Source organism: Ruegeria sp. YTSA226 (assembly GCF_059609905.1).
Genome location: NZ_JBXWMQ010000002.1, coordinates 148443 through 163084 on the forward strand (window position 1 = coordinate 148443; position 14642 = coordinate 163084).

The 14642-nt window shown below is 58.2% G+C and carries 14 protein-coding genes; 9 read left to right on the forward strand and 5 right to left on the reverse strand.

The features are described from left to right. Positions 1–31 precede the first annotated feature (31 nt). Entirely contained in the window at positions 32–2218 is a 2187-nt protein-coding gene (locus AC2FFF_RS03365) for a xanthine dehydrogenase family protein molybdopterin-binding subunit (RefSeq protein ID WP_281971879.1), read from the reverse strand. Positions 2219–2221: 3 nt separating this feature from the next. Beyond that, positions 2222–2686, reverse strand: coding sequence for a (2Fe-2S)-binding protein (locus AC2FFF_RS03370; protein WP_281971880.1), 465 nt, complete (start codon positions 2684–2686; stop codon positions 2222–2224). A 139-nt stretch (positions 2687–2825) separates the two neighbouring features. Here AC2FFF_RS03370 and AC2FFF_RS03375 point away from each other — a divergent pair, with 139 nt between their 5' ends. The 5 genes from AC2FFF_RS03375 to AC2FFF_RS03395 all read left to right on the forward strand — a co-directional run bounded on the left by AC2FFF_RS03375 (position 2826) and on the right by AC2FFF_RS03395 (position 6965). Continuing rightward, complete coding sequence (locus AC2FFF_RS03375) at positions 2826–3437, forward strand: TetR/AcrR family transcriptional regulator (RefSeq protein WP_281971881.1); 612 nt, start codon at positions 2826–2828, stop codon at positions 3435–3437. 126 nt (positions 3438–3563) lie between these two features. Then, complete coding sequence (gene dusA, locus AC2FFF_RS03380; RefSeq protein WP_281971882.1) at positions 3564–4559, forward strand: tRNA dihydrouridine(20/20a) synthase DusA; 996 nt, start codon at positions 3564–3566, stop codon at positions 4557–4559. 38 nt (positions 4560–4597) lie between these two features. Next, a complete protein-coding gene (locus AC2FFF_RS03385; RefSeq protein WP_281971883.1) occupies positions 4598–5422 on the forward strand; it encodes a sulfite exporter TauE/SafE family protein in 825 nt (274 codons plus the stop codon). Positions 5423–5445: 23 nt separating this feature from the next. Then, a complete protein-coding gene (locus AC2FFF_RS03390) occupies positions 5446–6201 on the forward strand; it encodes a phytanoyl-CoA dioxygenase family protein (RefSeq protein ID WP_281971884.1) in 756 nt (251 codons plus the stop codon). A 35-nt stretch (positions 6202–6236) separates the two neighbouring features. Beyond that, a complete protein-coding gene (locus AC2FFF_RS03395) occupies positions 6237–6965 on the forward strand; it encodes a SpoIIAA family protein (RefSeq protein ID WP_142633029.1) in 729 nt (242 codons plus the stop codon). Between the two features lie 257 nt (positions 6966–7222). On the opposite strand, the gene AC2FFF_RS03400 is transcribed toward AC2FFF_RS03395, so the two are convergent. Genes AC2FFF_RS03400 through ccmI form a run of 3 tightly spaced genes read right to left on the reverse strand, consistent with a single transcriptional unit; the run spans position 7223 to position 9157 of the window. Next, entirely contained in the window at positions 7223–7456 is a 234-nt protein-coding gene (locus AC2FFF_RS03400; RefSeq protein WP_281971885.1) for a DUF1289 domain-containing protein, read from the reverse strand. Positions 7457–7472: 16 nt separating this feature from the next. Next, positions 7473–7937 (reverse strand): Holliday junction resolvase RuvX, encoded by a 465-nt coding sequence (gene ruvX / locus AC2FFF_RS03405; protein ID WP_271947775.1) that lies wholly within the window; start codon positions 7935–7937, stop codon positions 7473–7475. Beyond that, the gene (gene ccmI, locus AC2FFF_RS03410; RefSeq protein ID WP_281971886.1) at positions 7934–9157 is read right to left on the reverse strand and encodes a c-type cytochrome biogenesis protein CcmI; all 1224 of its coding nucleotides are present in this window, start codon (positions 9155–9157) and stop codon (positions 7934–7936) included. Before ccmI ends, ruvX begins: the two co-directional genes overlap by 4 nt. A gap of 195 nt (positions 9158–9352) precedes the next feature. On the opposite strand from ccmI, the gene AC2FFF_RS03415 reads away from it, so the two are divergent. The 4 genes from AC2FFF_RS03415 (at position 9353) to AC2FFF_RS03430 (ending at position 14632) form a co-directional block, all read left to right on the forward strand. Further along, complete coding sequence (locus AC2FFF_RS03415; RefSeq protein WP_271947765.1) at positions 9353–10597, forward strand: sarcosine oxidase subunit beta family protein; 1245 nt, start codon at positions 9353–9355, stop codon at positions 10595–10597. 88 nt (positions 10598–10685) lie between these two features. Then, a complete protein-coding gene (locus AC2FFF_RS03420) occupies positions 10686–11015 on the forward strand; it encodes a sarcosine oxidase subunit delta (RefSeq protein WP_142633040.1) in 330 nt (109 codons plus the stop codon). A 43-nt stretch (positions 11016–11058) separates the two neighbouring features. Then, positions 11059–14073, forward strand: a complete 3015-nt coding sequence (locus AC2FFF_RS03425) for a sarcosine oxidase subunit alpha family protein (RefSeq protein WP_281971887.1) — start codon at positions 11059–11061, stop codon at positions 14071–14073. Further along, the gene (locus AC2FFF_RS03430) at positions 14066–14632 is read left to right on the forward strand and encodes a sarcosine oxidase subunit gamma (RefSeq protein WP_281971888.1); all 567 of its coding nucleotides are present in this window, start codon (positions 14066–14068) and stop codon (positions 14630–14632) included. The genes AC2FFF_RS03425 and AC2FFF_RS03430 overlap by 8 nt, the downstream gene beginning before the upstream one ends. The last annotated feature ends 10 nt before the right edge of the window (positions 14633–14642 follow it).

The window sequence follows — 14642 nt, forward strand, 5'->3', positions numbered from 1 at the left end:
GCGCCGTTTTTTTCGGCGCGGGGTCGGGACCTTATGCAAAGCTTATGCCGTTCTCGGCCATCGGCAGATCGGCAATCAAGGTCCCGGACATTGCCTTGATTGCGTTCGCGAGCGCGGGGGCCGAGGGAGGCGTGCCGGGTTCGCCCACGCCCGTAGGGGCCTCGGCCGAGGGCAGGATGTGGACGTCGATTGTAGCTATATCGCCGATCCGAAGGGGCTCGTAATCCGGGAAGTTGTATTGATCCACGGAACCGCCGGTCAGTGTGATCTGATCGCGCATCACATGCCCGATGCCATAGCCAATCCCACCTTCCATCTGGGCACGCACCACGTCGGGGTTCACCGCGATACCGCAATCGACAGCACAGATGACCTTTTCGATCTTGATGCCGTCATCCGGATCGCCCGAGATTTCAACCACTTCAGCCACATAAGAACCAAATGATTTGTGCACCGCAATACCTTGCGCGCGACCGGCAGGGACGTTGCCCCAATCTGCTTTCTCGGCCGCAAGTTTCAGAACTGAGGCCTTGCGCTGTTGGTCTGCATTACCCGCATCCGCCAGATGTGCGAGACGGAACTCAACCGGGTCACGGCCCGCGGCGGTGGCGGCCAAATCCATCATTGTTTCCATCGTATAGGCAGTGTGGGTATGTCCTACCGACCGCCACCATAGGACCGATGTGGCCTTGGGTGTGTCGGTCAGTCCAAGCGCCATCCCCGGAATATCATAGGGGCTGTCTGCGATGCCCTCGATCGAGCTGTGGTCGACGCCGTCATGCACTGCAACCGCCTCGAACGGGGTGCCCTTCATGATCGATTGCCCTGCGACCTGATGCTGCCATCCGACGATATTCCCCTCCGCATTCAACCCGACACGGACTTTGTGCCCGAAGGCCGGGCGGTAATACCCGCTGCGAATGTCGTCTTCCCGCGTCCAGACCAGTTTGACCGGGCGCGAGCGGTCGGTGACAACAAAGGCCAACGCGGCCTCAACCTGATAGTCCGCATCCGGTGTTGCGCGACGCCCGAAAGACCCGCCGGCCAGCATCGTTCTGATGTGGATTTTCTCGGGTGGCAGCTGAAAGATTTGCTGATACGCCATGTGCGGGCCGGTTGGCATCTGAGCGCCATCATGCAGAACGATGTCACCCTCTGCTGTCTGTTCGATTGTGCAGTTCAGTGGCTCCATCGGAGCATGGGCGAGAAGCGGGTAGTAGAAAGTTTTATCTACGACCTTATCCGCCGCGTCGATCGCAGCCGAAACCGTGGCAACATCTGCCTTGTTCACGTTATAGGTCGGCTGGGCATTCAGCGCGTCCATGATCTCGGCCTTGATCTGATCCGAGTGGCGGGTTTCAGCGCCGGACATGTCCCATTCGACCTCAAGCGCGTCACGCGCCTGAATCGCCGCCCATGTATCTTCGGCATAGACCGCGACACCGGCCTGATTGGGCAGTGCGGCGGCGCTGATATAGCCTTTGACCTCTTTCGAGGCGCTGTCGTCAAAGCTGATGACAACGCCACCGCGCGACTCCGGACGTTTGATCATCGCAACCATCTGGTTGGGCAGGTGGACATCCATGGCGTACATCGCCTGTCCGTTGCCCTTGATTGCCGAGTCCTTGCGGCGCACCGTTTCGTTTCCGATCAGCCGGAATTCTGACGGGTCCTTCAGGCGCGGTTCGGTGGGGGCTCCCAACAGCGACGCGGCTGCCACGAAATCGGCAATCGGTGCAGATTTCTCGCCTGCTTTGACGATGCCTTCCTCAATGGTGATGCCTGATGTATCTACACCCCATCTTTGGGCGGCGGCGTTGATCAGCATCTCACGGGCAGCAGCGCCCGCCTGGCGATATTGCTGCCAGGAGTTCGCCATTGCGGTTGACCCGCCGGTACCCTGGAAGGGGCCGAACAGCAGGTTGTTATAGACTTGGGGGTTCGACGGCGCGAATTCGTATTTAATTTGGTCCATAGTGATGCCGATTTCCTCGGCGATAAGCGTCGGAAGGCCGGTCGCGGGGCCCTGACCCTTTTCGAAGTGTTTGACGATGGCGGTCACAGTGCCGTCGGCGTCAATCTTAACAAATGGGTTGAGCTGCGTCGTCTCGGACGAGGCCGCAGCTAGAACCCCATCGGGGCGGGCGCCAACCAGCAAGACGGCACCGGTTGCAGCAGCGCCTTTCAGAAAACCACGGCGAGAGGTGTTGATGGTCATGGATCAGGCCTCCAGAATTTCGGATGCACGCTGGATACCGGCGCGGATGCGTTGATAGGTGGCACAGCGACAGGCGTTGCCGGACATGTAGTCGTCGATTTCTTCAACGCTGGGCTTTGGGTTTTCGGACAGCAATCCGACCGCCGACATCACCTGACCGGATTGGCAGTAACCGCATTGAACTACGTCCAAGTCGACCCAGGCCTGCTGTACCGCGGCGCCAATATCGTTGTTTCCGACAGCTTCGATCGTGGTGATTTCGGCGTCTTCGACATCCTCGATATACGTCTGGCAAGAACGCACAGGCTCTCCGTCCAGATGCACGGTGCAGGCCCCACAGGACGCGACACCGCAGCCGAACTTAGTTCCTGTCATCTTCAGTTCGTCCCGGATTACCCACAGCAGGGGCGTGCCGGGCTCGGCCTCAACCGTGTGGGTCTGGCCGTTCAGTTTCAATGTCAAAGCCATTGGGGGGATCTCCTGTTGGGCTGGCTACCTGAATCGGTAAACTGGCGGGTTTACCTTAGGCAGGGGGCAGGGCGTTGTAAACCCGAGAGTTTACCTAGCGTTTGACCGGCTCATATCAAAGGGTCTATAGCTTTGGAGCATGAATGACCTCAGCGCACCGAAAGCATCAAAGCATGCCCAGATCATCGAGGCTGCCGTAGCTGAATTCCAGGAAAAGGGGTTCTCGGCGGCCAGTATGGATCGGATCTCGGCACGGGCCGAGGTCTCCAAGCGCACACTGTACAAGTATTTCGAAAGTAAGGAAAATCTGTTCCGCTCGATCGTGGTTGAGCTGTCGAACCGCTTCTCTGAGGTGTTGGATATCAGATACGAAAAGGGCCGGGATATCCAAGAGCAACTGACCGATCTGGCCTGGGCCGAGGGGCGCATTCTGATGTCACCCGAGGTGATGGCGATGTCGCGTATGGTGATCAGCGAAACCTTGCGCAATCCCGACCTTGCGGTCGCCGCGCAGGGTAAGCTGGACAAAACCGCTATTTTCTCAGCCATGCTGAAAGAAGCAGCGGAAGATGGTCAGCTGCGCATCGACAACCCTGAGGTCGCAGGCCGTGAATTCATCGGATTGATCAAGAGCAGGGCATTCTGGCCCATGGTTTTTTGCGGGACCGTACTTAGTCAGGACGAAATGTCTGATACCATTCAGCGCAGCGTCGAAATGATGATTTGCCGGTACGGTGTCAACAATCGGTAACGCGGTTGGCAGACACAAGGACGGCCCCTTTCGAATATGCTAAACCCCGGGCTGCCCGATTCGATGGGCAGGAATTTGCGGTTTCGATCCGTCTGATTGGATACCGGGTGCGACGAGGGCTCAGCATTGAATGACAAGGTAAGACAAGCCGCACGCCTGAGCGTCGCCCCTATGATGGATTGGACGGACAGGCATTGTCGCTATCTGCATCGGTTGCTGAGCACCGAGGCGCTGCTGTACACTGAAATGGTCACAGCGCCTGCGTTAGTTCGGGGTGGTGCGCTGCATTTGCTGGACCACAACCCGCAGGAGCATCCCGTGGCCCTGCAACTGGGCGGGTCGGACCCTCTGGAATTGGCACAAGCGGCCCGGTTGGGGGCGGATGCTGGTTATGATGAGATCAATCTGAATTGTGGCTGCCCGTCTGATCGAGTACAATCTGGCACTTTTGGTGCGGTGCTGATGAAATCCCCTGACCGCGTTGCGGATTGTGTTGCCGCAATGCGCGAAGCCGTGGACGTAGATGTCACGGTCAAATGCCGCATTGGAGTCGACGACCAACAGCCCGAAGATATTTTGCCTGAGTTTCTGAGCCAGATCAGGCAAGCGGGATGCACACGGGTCACGATCCACGCGCGCAAAGCCTGGCTGCAAGGGCTCAGCCCCAAAGAAAACCGGGATATTCCACCCCTGGATTATAATCTCGTGCATCGGATGAAGGCGGAATTCCCGGATATGCACATCTCGATAAATGGTGGCATTGCTGATCTGGAACAGGCGCGCGGGCATCTGGACGCAGGGCTGGATGGTGTCATGATCGGGCGGACTGCGTATCATCAGCCATCAGATGTTCTGTCCACAGCGGATCCTGTGATTTTTGGGGTCGGTCAGGCCGCCGACCCGTTTGCTGTTGTCCGGAAAATGGTGCCTTATATCGAATGCCATCTTGCTGGCGGGGGGCGCTTGCACCAGATTACGCGACATATGCTTGGCCTGTTCGCAGGACGGCCGGGTGCGCGGGCTTGGCGACGGACCCTGTCTGAAGGTGCGGTGCATGACGGGGCGGGCCCCGAGGTTATGTTGCAGGCACTGGATCATGTCGCGCCTCTGACCGAGGCCTGAATGGTGGCAATACGGCAAAAGGTCGGTTGGGGGGAATGATGCCCGAAGTAATGTTGCTTGCTCAGATGCTGGTTCTTCTGCTGGTGATCGGAGCGCTGGCAGGCGTTTTGGCGGGTCTGTTGGGTGTCGGTGGAGGCATCGTGTTGGTCCCTGCTTTTTTCTATGCGTTTCAGACCCTTGGGTATGGCGGCCCGCAGTTGATGCAGCTGTGCCTCGCCACCTCACTGGCAACGATTATCGTAACCTCACTGCGGTCGGTTCTGGCACATAACAAAAAGGGTGCCGTTGATTGGGATATCCTGCGCAGTTGGGGTCCGGGCATCGCCATCGGTGCGGTGTTGGGCGTGATGGTGGCATCCGCTCTTCGGACCGAGGCATTGCAAGCCCTGTTCGGTGTATTGGGTATGGTGATTGGTGCCTATCTTGGTCTGGGTAAATCCGAATGGCGGCTTGGAGACGCCATGCCCAAGGGCCTGAAACGCGCTCTCCTGTCGCCCTCGGTCGGCTTCCTATCCGTTCTGATGGGTATCGGCGGCGGCAGCTTTGGCGTGCCGTTAATGAGCTTGTTCAACACGCCAATTCACCGGGCTGTGGCTACGGCGGCCGGGTTTGGCGTGATCATCGCTGTGCCCTCGGTCATGGGGTTCCTGTTTCTCGAAATTGCCCCTGAACACCGCCCGCCCTTTACCATCGGCGCCGTCAATCTGATTGCCTTTGGGATTGTGGTCGCCATGACCATGATCACTGCGCCTTGGGGCGTAAAGTTGGCCCATGCGATGGATCCAAAGCCGCTCAAGCGGATATTCGCGGTCTTCCTGACTCTGGTCGCCCTGAATATGTTGCGCAAGGCGTTGGGTTTTTGAGTTCTTTTGAGGAAAAGGGTTGGGTGAAATTTCCCCACGACCGGGCTATTCTGGACTGGGTATCTTATGCGCTGCCCGCAGCACGCGCTGCTGCGACGGATCCGGAATTCGCGCATTGGCTGGACTGTGAAGGGACCTGGTTCATTGGGGTCGACGCGCTGAACAACGACACCGAGGGCAGGGTCCAGGGGTCCCCGGTTCTGACCGGGGCCGTCATGGATTTCATAGTGTCGCGTTATGGGTCGTTGCCATTGCACAAAGCCCAGGTCTCGGTCATTTACCCCGGCTACCCGTTGCCCCGACGCGGAGAGGGCGAGTCTGCTGCCCAGTATCGAGCAAAGCGGGATGCGGCCCATGTGGATGGTTTACGCCCGTCCGGCCCGGACAGGCGCCGCAGGGTCGAGGAACCGCATGCGTGGATTCTGGGCATTCCATTGACTGATGCCAGCGAGAATGCGTCCCCGATGGTTCTTTGGGAAGGTAGCCACAAGATCATGCAGGCTGCATTTGCGGATGCACTTGAAGACAAGCGCCCGGACACTCTGGATCAGGTGGACATAACAGATGTTTATCAGGCTGCCCGTCGTGAGGTCTTTGATACTTGCCGTCGCATCGTATTGCCCGCACGTCCGGGCGAGGCCTATCTGCTGCACCGCCACTGCCTGCACGGGGTAGCGCCATGGGGTAGCGGGGCTGAGGCTGGGTCGGATGGCCGGATGATCGCCTATTTTCGGCCTGAATGCGCTGGCGGTGTGGCCGAATGGATCAAATCCTCCTAACGTTCTGTCATTATACAGATTTGGAGGATTTTTTGATGATTGCTGTCCACAAAAACTCTGACGGAGCATTGATTGAAATCGAGCTTTCCGGCGAAGTGACAGGTACGGACTATTCCACAACATTGATCCCGGCGATTGAGGCCGCACTGGCCGAACACGACACGGTGCGGTTGTTGGCGATCGTGCAGCCAGAGTTCAAAGGGTACGATCTGAATGCGGTTTGGTCGGATACAAAATTGGGCCTCAGCCACTGGCGCGGCTTTGACCGAATTGGAGTGGTGGCGGATCAGGGTTGGGTTCAGACCAGTATCCGGCTTGCGGCTCCGCTTTTCCCTTGCCCTGTGCAGGTATTCGATCACGCGAATATTGAAGAAGCGCGCCGATGGTTGCGCGAATCTCTGGGCTCTATTCACGTTATGGATCTGGGCGGCCCCTGCGTGCAGGTCAGCCTGATGGGAAAACTCGACCCTGACGAATTCAAAAAGGCCGAAACCGATCTGGACTACATTTTGCAGGAGAAACAGGGGTTTCGCCTGCTGATTGATCTGTCCAAGTTTGACGGATGGCAAGGCCTTACGGCGCTTGCCTCGCATTTTCGGCTGGCCCGGGGGCATATTGGTAACCTGGATCGGGCTGCGGTTGTTGGCGACAAAGCCTGGCAACATCTGGCCCAACGGGTGGCCAGCCACATCCTTGGCACACGCACTCAGTTCTTTCCCGCCGAGGAAATTCAGAACGCCAAAACATGGCTTGCGTCTGGGTAGAAACGCAGCGGCTTGAGCCTGCTGTGACATTTACGTCAGGGCACAGAAATATCAGCGAGGATTTTTCTTGATCGATTGGTCAAAAAAGACGTACACAGATCGAACTCCTCTGCCGAACCACTGCAGAAGATCGATTGTTGAAACGCGCCGCTGTGGGTTGCCACTCACTCACCAGCTGTCAACGAACTTGACCCCCTCGTAGTTCAGACCAGCCCGCAGCGGTGCAGATTCAGCAATCACATCCTTTTGTGGAAATCTCAGGCCTTGTTGAGCCGCCCCGCCCGGCCGCCGCGCCGTTTGGCAAGCAGCGGTTTGCGAGACTGTAGGTCTGCCATGATATCGGCGCGCTCAGAGCTGTCCATTTTTGACCAGCGAGAGATTTCGTCGATCGTGCGGTAGCAACCGGTACAAATACGCTCGGTAGGGTGCACAACGCAGATCTGGATGCACGGGCTTTCGACCTCGTTCCTTTTCCAAACCATGTTCGACATCAGCGTTTTCCGATCCTTAAAGAAAGCGCATTCTGTCCAGCGCGCCTTGCAGAATATAGCCTGCCGCGACGTGGTCGATAACCTGTCCGCGACGCTTTCGTGTCGTATCCGCCTCAAGCAGTGCCTTTTCTGCCGCAACCGTGCTGAGCCGTTCGTCCCAGAACCCGATCGGAACTTCGGTCAAACGGGACAGGTTTCGGGCAAATGCACGGGTGGACTGGCAGCGTGGCCCTTCGCTGCCATCCATGTTTTTCGGCAGACCCAGTAGTATGCCCCCGATCTCACGGTCGGCTATGATTTCCAGCAGACGGGCAGAATCCAGAGTGAATTTCTTGCGCCTTACGGTCTCCAGCGGGCTAGCAACACCGCGCATCCGGTCCGAGACTGCAACCCCGATAGTCTTTTCTCCCAGATCAAGACCGATCAACGCGCTCATAGGCGCAAGCGAGCCTGCAAATTCCTCAAAAATGTCATGGATCATCGGGTCACCCCAGCCTGAGCTGCTGCCGCACCAAGGATATCCAGTGCGTTGTCATTGTCCGAGAATACGGATTGGGCTTCGGCGTAGATCGCGGTGGCCCGGTCGATGTCGCCAACCACCCCAAGGGCACCGATCAGCCGGGCCCATTCTTCGGGGGAGCCGCCTTCGGTTGCAAGCCTGTCTGACAGTTGCTCGACCATGCCAAGGATCATCTCTTGGCGCTCTTGTGCGGTCAGAGATGCAGCGGCCTCGATGTCATCCTCACCGGGGCCTGGGTTCCCTGCTGGCATAGGGGCGGCATTGAACACACCCGCACGAAAGGCCAGATCGTCCATCTGTGCGCGAATGGCCGTTGCCCAGCGGGCATTTGTCGGCGCGCTTGCAAGTGCATCCACCCAGATCCTGTAACCGATATCAGGTCGTCCGACCTGTACCATCATCTGTCCCAGGTAATACAAGGCCGGACCGTGGCGTGGATCACGCTGCAATGACTGTTTCAATGCGTCTTCAGCTTCGGGCGAGATATATCCGTTGGTAGCAAGGATCATCATCTCGGCAAGATGCGAATAGGCATCTGCGGGTGCCGTGTTCCCAGACAGTTCGATCACACGTTGCTGCGCTTTGTAGGCGGCATGGAAGTTACCTGCGTTCGCCTCGTGCTGGGCAAGAAGGATATGTCCTTGTAGGTCATCAGGACGACCGGAAACGGTTTCGCGAAGTTGCCCGAGAAGAGAGGCATAGCTTTCGTCAAGCTGTGGCAGTGGTGCGGGTGGCGTGGCGGCTTCTGCCTCGGCCTGACTGGGGCGCTCTGTGCGCAGGGCATCGGCCATTTCTAGCCGCAATGACAGGGGCTGATCGGGGAGCCCGGCTGCACCAAGCTTCAGATACATCCAGGATCCTCCGCCAACCAGGATGGCCGCGACAAATACGGATGCCGCAACCGAGATCCATTTGGACGGCCCTTGCGGTTCAGACAAAGATTGCATCTGCGCATCAGCCGCAAGAATGCGGCGTGAAATTTCCGTGCGAACTCGCTCGGCATCCGCGTCAACGATGACACCACGGGCCAGGTCTCGATCTACGCTGGCCAACTGTTCACGATAGACCTGCAAGTCATACGCAGTGGATGGTTCGCGCGTATCTCGCCTACGCAGTATCGAAATCCCAAGAAAAACCGCTATCAGGACGGCGGTGGCTATGATGAGGGCCCAGAAGGTCATGATAACTCCAAGATGGCTGTCCTGACTTAGACCTGTGGCGGGGCGGAAAAAAGGGACAAATGGCCGCGAGGGGGCTTCATGTCGCAATAATAAGGGCGATGTCGCAATAGTGCGATATTATGGCGTTGCACGGCAGGGGCCAAAGGCGGTTACGCGGCATACCTGCGCCAATCACCGAACCGGATGGATTCGCTTATGAAACACTATTCAGCCTTTGCTGTGGCGCGCGAAGCGCTGCGCTATCATACCGGATGGGAACGCGCCTGGCGTTCGCCCGAGCCCAAGAAACGCTATGACGCCATCATTGTGGGGGCGGGTGGCCATGGTCTGGCAACCGCCTATTACCTGGGTAAGAACTATGGCATCCAGAATGTCGCTGTGATCGAAAAAGGCTGGTTGGGCGGTGGTAATACCGGTCGGAACACAACCATCATCCGCTCGAACTATCTGCAGGATCCGTCTGCCGCGATCTATGAAAAGGCGCGCAGCCTTTATGAGGATCTGAGCCAGGACCTGAATTATAACGTCATGTTCAGCCCGCGCGGCGTGATGATGCTGGCGCAGACCCAGCATGAAATCCGCGGCTATCAGCGCACGGCTCATGCGAATGCGCTGCAGGGTGTAAAGACTGAATGGATCACACCTGAACGGGTCAAGGAACTGGTGCCAATCATCAATCTCGAAGGCCCGCGCTATCCGGTTCTGGGTGCGCTGTGGCAGGAACGCGGTGGCACCGCCCGTCACGATGCGGTGGCTTGGGGCTATGCGCGCGCTTGTTCCGCCATGGGCATGGATATCATCCAGCAATGCGAAGTGACCGGGGTTCGGTCACAGGATGGTCGTGTTGTCGGTGTCGACACCACCAAAGGTGCGATCGACTGTGACAAGCTGGGCATCGTGGTTGCGGGCCATTCCGGTCAACTGGCCGAAATGGCGGGCTTCCGTCTGCCGCTTGAGGCGATTGCTCTGCAGGCGCTGGTGTCTGAGCCGATCAAACCCTGCATGGACGTGGTCGTGATGGCCAACACGGTGCATGGCTACATGTCGCAATCCGACAAGGGAGAGATGGTGATCGGTGGCGGCACCGACGGGTTCAACAACTACACCCAACGCGGCAGCTTCCACCATATCGAAGAAACTGTGCGCGCGTTGGTCGAGACCTTCCCGATGATCTCACGTCTGAAAATGCTGCGGCAATGGGGCGGGATCGTGGATATGACCGGCGACCGATCGCCCATCCTGTCAAAAACACCCCTGGGGAACTGTTTCATCAACGGTGGCTGGGGCACCGGTGGCTTCAAGGCCATTCCGGGGTCCGGCTGGGGCATGGCACAGCTGATGGCCACGGGTCATTCACCGCTGACCGAGGCGTTCTCGTTGGATCGTTTCAAAGAAGGCCGCTTCATCGACGAAAGCGTCGCGGCCGGGGTGGCGCACTGATGGAGATTTTTCGGCGAAAAATCTCGCGCACCCGTTACTTAGATTTCGCATGCAGCATGGTCTCGCCTGCTGCCGAGAGGATGAACATATGCTGATCCTGAATTGCCCCTATTGCGGTGTCGATGCCGAAGAAACCGAACTGGCCGCCGGTGGCGAGGCGCATCTGAAGCGTTTCGGTCCGGGCTCATCAGATGGTGATTTCCACGATTACCTGTTCATGCGTGAAAACCCTAAAGGCGTTCATTTCGAACGCTGGCGCCATGCGAATGGATGCGGCAAGTGGTTCCACGCGGCGCGCTGCACGCAAACGCTCGAAGTTTTCGGCACCTACTCTGCCCAGGTGTTTGAGCCGCCCAAAGAAATTCGCGAGGCGATTACCGCCAAGCGCCCTGGCTGGACGTGGAGAGAATACAAATGATCCGCGCCACCACCCGTAATTCCGCCTGCGAAAGGTCCGCATCATGAGCACCCGTCTCGCAAATCAAGGCCGGCTGATTGATCGGTCGAAACAGGTCACATTCTCCTTCAACGGCACTTCGATGCAGGGCTACGAAGGCGACACGCTTGCCTCGGCCTTGCTGGCTAATGATCAGATGATGATGGGCCGGTCGTTCAAGTATCACCGCCCACGTGGTGTTGTCGCCAGTGGTGCGGAAGAACCCAACGCTCTGGTCGGTCTGGGGCAGGGCAATCGGTTCGAGCCGAACCAGCGCGCCACCACGACCGAGCTGTTCAACGGTCTGACCTCGATCTCTCAGAACCACTGGCCGAACCTGGAATTTGATATCGGTGCGATCAATACGCACCTGTCGCGGTTCTTGCCGGCTGGCTTCTATTACAAGATGTTCATTCATCCCAAGCCGTTCTGGAAACATGTCTACGAGCCGTTCATCCGCCAATCTGCCGGTCTGGGCAAAGCCCCCGACAAGGACAGCCGTGATGCGGATACCTATGAGCATTTCTACAACTTCGTCGATGTGTTGGTGATCGGTGGCGGCGTGGCCGGTTTGCAGGCTGCCAAAGTGGCCGCTCAGTCCGGTGCAAAGGTCATGTTGATTGAGCAGACCGCGCATTGGGGTGGCCGTGCCCCAGTTGATGGCGGCACAATCAATGATGAGCCTGTGGATAAGTTTGTGGAACAAATTGTTTCCGAACTTGAAACAATGGGCAACGTCATCTTGCGCAACCGCTGCATGGGTGCAGGGGTCTATGACCATGGCTATGTGCTGGGCTATGAACGCCTGACAGACCACAAGCCTGGTGCACAGGGCCCGCGCCATCGTCTCTGGCGTATTCGGGCGAAACAGGTCGTGACTGCTACCGGTGCGATTGAGCGTCCGTTGTCTTTTGCGGGTAATGATGTGCCGGGTGTCATGCTGGCCTCGGCCATGCGGGATTATGTCGTGAACTGGGGTGTGACACCCGGTGAAAAGGTGATTGTGGCCACCAATAATGACGACGCCTACCGGACTGCGATCACCTTGAAACATGCCGGTGTCGATATCTTGCGTGTGGTTGACGCAAGGGCTACCTCCGGCCCTCTGGCTGAAGAGGCGCGCCAACTGGGTATCCGCGTCGATGTGGGCAAGGCCATTGCCAAAGTCAAAGGCGGCAAACGCGTCAAGAAAGTTGCCATCTGCAATCAGGACGGCATCGGTGGCGCCCGTGAAGAGGTCGAATGCGACGCTGTTGCGATGTCGGGCGGTTGGTCTCCGGTCGTGCATATGTGGTCGCACTGCGACGGCAAGCTGATCTGGGACGATGCCAATGCGCATTTCCGGCCGGATCCTGCGCGACCCCCGCTTGGGGCCGATGGCGAAGGGTTCGTCGTAGCCGCCGGGGCATCGAATGGCCCGATGGCGCTGGGCGATGTGCTGGCCGATGCCGATGCAGCCGGTAAGGCCGCAGCCAAAGCGGCTGGATTCAAAACCAAACGCACCAAAGCGCCTGTCGGGGAAGCTACGTCCGAGGCACCTATGGCTGCGGTCTGGTTGATGCCTGCGAACGCGGATATTCAACTGCGGATGAAGTCCTGGCTGGACTTCCAAAACGACGTCAAAGTTTCGGACGTGCAACTTGCCGCGCGTGAGGGGTATGAGAGCGTTGAACATACCAAGCGTTACACCACTCTGGGCATGGCAACCGATCAGGGTAAACTGAGTAACATCAACGGATTGGCGATCCTAGCTGATGCGTTGGACTCCGAAATCCCGAAGGTTGGAACAACAACGTTCCGCCCGCCTTACACCCCAATTTCAATGGCATCTATCGGCGGTGAGGCACGTGGTGAGGTGTTCCAGCCAATCCGTCAAACCCCGATGCACAACTGGCACGACAAGAACGGCGCCGATTGGGAGCCGGTCGGCCACTGGCGCCGGACTTATGCCTATGTTCGTCCGGGTGAATCCGTGCATGACGCCGTGAACCGTGAGGTGAAAAATACCCGCGAGAACCTCGGCCTGCTGGATGCCTCGACCTTGGGCAAGCTGATCGTCAAAGGGCCGGACGCAGGCAAGTTCCTGGACATGATGTACACCAACATGATGTCTACTCTGAAGGTCGGCAAATGCCGCTATGGCCTGATGTGTTCCGAGAATGGCTTTCTGATCGACGACGGTGTTGTTGCCAGGATCGACGAAGACACATGGTTGTGCCACACCACGACCGGCGGGGCCGAACGTATCCACGGTCACATGGAAGAATGGCTGCAAACCGAATGGTGGGACTGGAAAGTCTATGTTGCCAACGTGACCGAGCAATATGCGCAGGTCGCCGTTGTTGGCCCCAACGCCCGCAAGGTGCTTGAAAAGCTCGGCGGCATGGATGTGTCGAAAGAGGCGTTGCCCTTCATGGAGTGGCGCGATGGCAAGATCGGCGACTTTGATTGCCGGGCTTATCGCATCTCGTTCTCGGGTGAGCTGTCGTACGAGATCGCCGTCCCTGCATCCCAAGGGCAGGCCTTCTGGAATGCGCTGATGGATGCAGGCAAGGAATTCGGCGTGATGCCCTATGGCACTGAATGTCTGCACATACTGCGGGCCGAGAAGGGCTTTATCATGATCGGCGACGAAACCGATGGAACCGTGATCCCGCAGGATCTGGGGCTGCATTGGGCGCTGTCGAAAAAGAAAGAGGATTACCTCGGCAAACGTGCCCATTTGCGCAGCCATATGGCCGATCCCGAGCGTTGGAAACTGGTGGGTCTTGAGACTGTGGATGGTTCTGTCATCCCGGATGGGGCTTACGCAGTGGGAGAGGGCGTCAACGCCAACGGTCAGCGCAACATGATCGGTCGTGTGACCTCAACCTATTATTCGGCCAATCTGGGCAAAGGCATCGCCATGGGCTTGATCAAGCATGGTCCTGACCGCATGGGCGAGATTGTCGAGTTCCCGGGCACCGATGGCAAATCCTACAAAGCAAAGATCGTGGATCCGATCTTCTTCGACAAGGACGGGGAGAAGCAGAATGTCTGAACCCATCAGCGCACTGAACCACGCCAGCTATGAGGGCATCGCCAAGGTTGAAGAATGCGGCCTGCAGGGCATGATCACCCTGCGCGGCGACCTGTCCGACAAGGTTCTGGTGAAGGCCGTCAAAGACGCCACCGGCCAGAAAGTACCCGGCCAGCGCGAGGCATTTGTCGACGGAGACAGCGGTGTTTGCTGGATGTCCACCGACGAATTGCTTGTGCTTGTCCCATATGCCGAGGTCGAGGCCAAACTGGCCGCGATGACCAACGCGCTAAGCGGTGTGCATGCCCTGGCGGTCAACGTCTCGGATGCCCGCGCGGTGTTCAGCATCTCGGGCTCGAACGCTCGCGAAGTTCTGGGCAAACTGGCCCCGGTAGATCTGTCGGCTGACGCCTTCCAACCCGGCCAAATCCGCCGCTCGCGCTTGGCGCAGGTTGCCGGTGCGTTCTGGCTGGATGACGCCGAAACTCTCCGCGTCGTCTGCTTCCGGTCAACCGCAGACTACGTGTTCAAACTGTTGAAGGTCGCAGCGCAGCCGGGCAGTGAGGTCGGGGTTTATTAGGTTCCGAAGC

Coding starts and splice junctions, on each gene's coding strand:
- AC2FFF_RS03365 (WP_281971879.1), bottom strand. CDS start 2,218: ATGACCATCAACACCTCTCGCCGTGGTTTTCTGAAAGGCGCTGCTGCA.
- AC2FFF_RS03370 (WP_281971880.1), bottom strand. CDS start 2,686: ATGGCTTTGACATTGAAACTGAACGGCCAGACCCACACGGTTGAGGCC.
- AC2FFF_RS03375 (WP_281971881.1), top strand. CDS start 2,826: ATGAATGACCTCAGCGCACCGAAAGCATCAAAGCATGCCCAGATCATC.
- AC2FFF_RS03385 (WP_281971883.1), top strand. CDS start 4,598: ATGCCCGAAGTAATGTTGCTTGCTCAGATGCTGGTTCTTCTGCTGGTG.
- AC2FFF_RS03395 (WP_142633029.1), top strand. CDS start 6,237: ATGATTGCTGTCCACAAAAACTCTGACGGAGCATTGATTGAAATCGAG.
- AC2FFF_RS03400 (WP_281971885.1), bottom strand. CDS start 7,456: ATGTCGAACATGGTTTGGAAAAGGAACGAGGTCGAAAGCCCGTGCATC.
- ruvX (WP_271947775.1), bottom strand. CDS start 7,937: ATGATCCATGACATTTTTGAGGAATTTGCAGGCTCGCTTGCGCCTATG.
- ccmI (WP_281971886.1), bottom strand. CDS start 9,157: ATGACCTTCTGGGCCCTCATCATAGCCACCGCCGTCCTGATAGCGGTT.
- AC2FFF_RS03415 (WP_271947765.1), top strand. CDS start 9,353: ATGAAACACTATTCAGCCTTTGCTGTGGCGCGCGAAGCGCTGCGCTAT.
- AC2FFF_RS03420 (WP_142633040.1), top strand. CDS start 10,686: ATGCTGATCCTGAATTGCCCCTATTGCGGTGTCGATGCCGAAGAAACC.
- AC2FFF_RS03425 (WP_281971887.1), top strand. CDS start 11,059: ATGAGCACCCGTCTCGCAAATCAAGGCCGGCTGATTGATCGGTCGAAA.
- AC2FFF_RS03430 (WP_281971888.1), top strand. CDS start 14,066: ATGTCTGAACCCATCAGCGCACTGAACCACGCCAGCTATGAGGGCATC.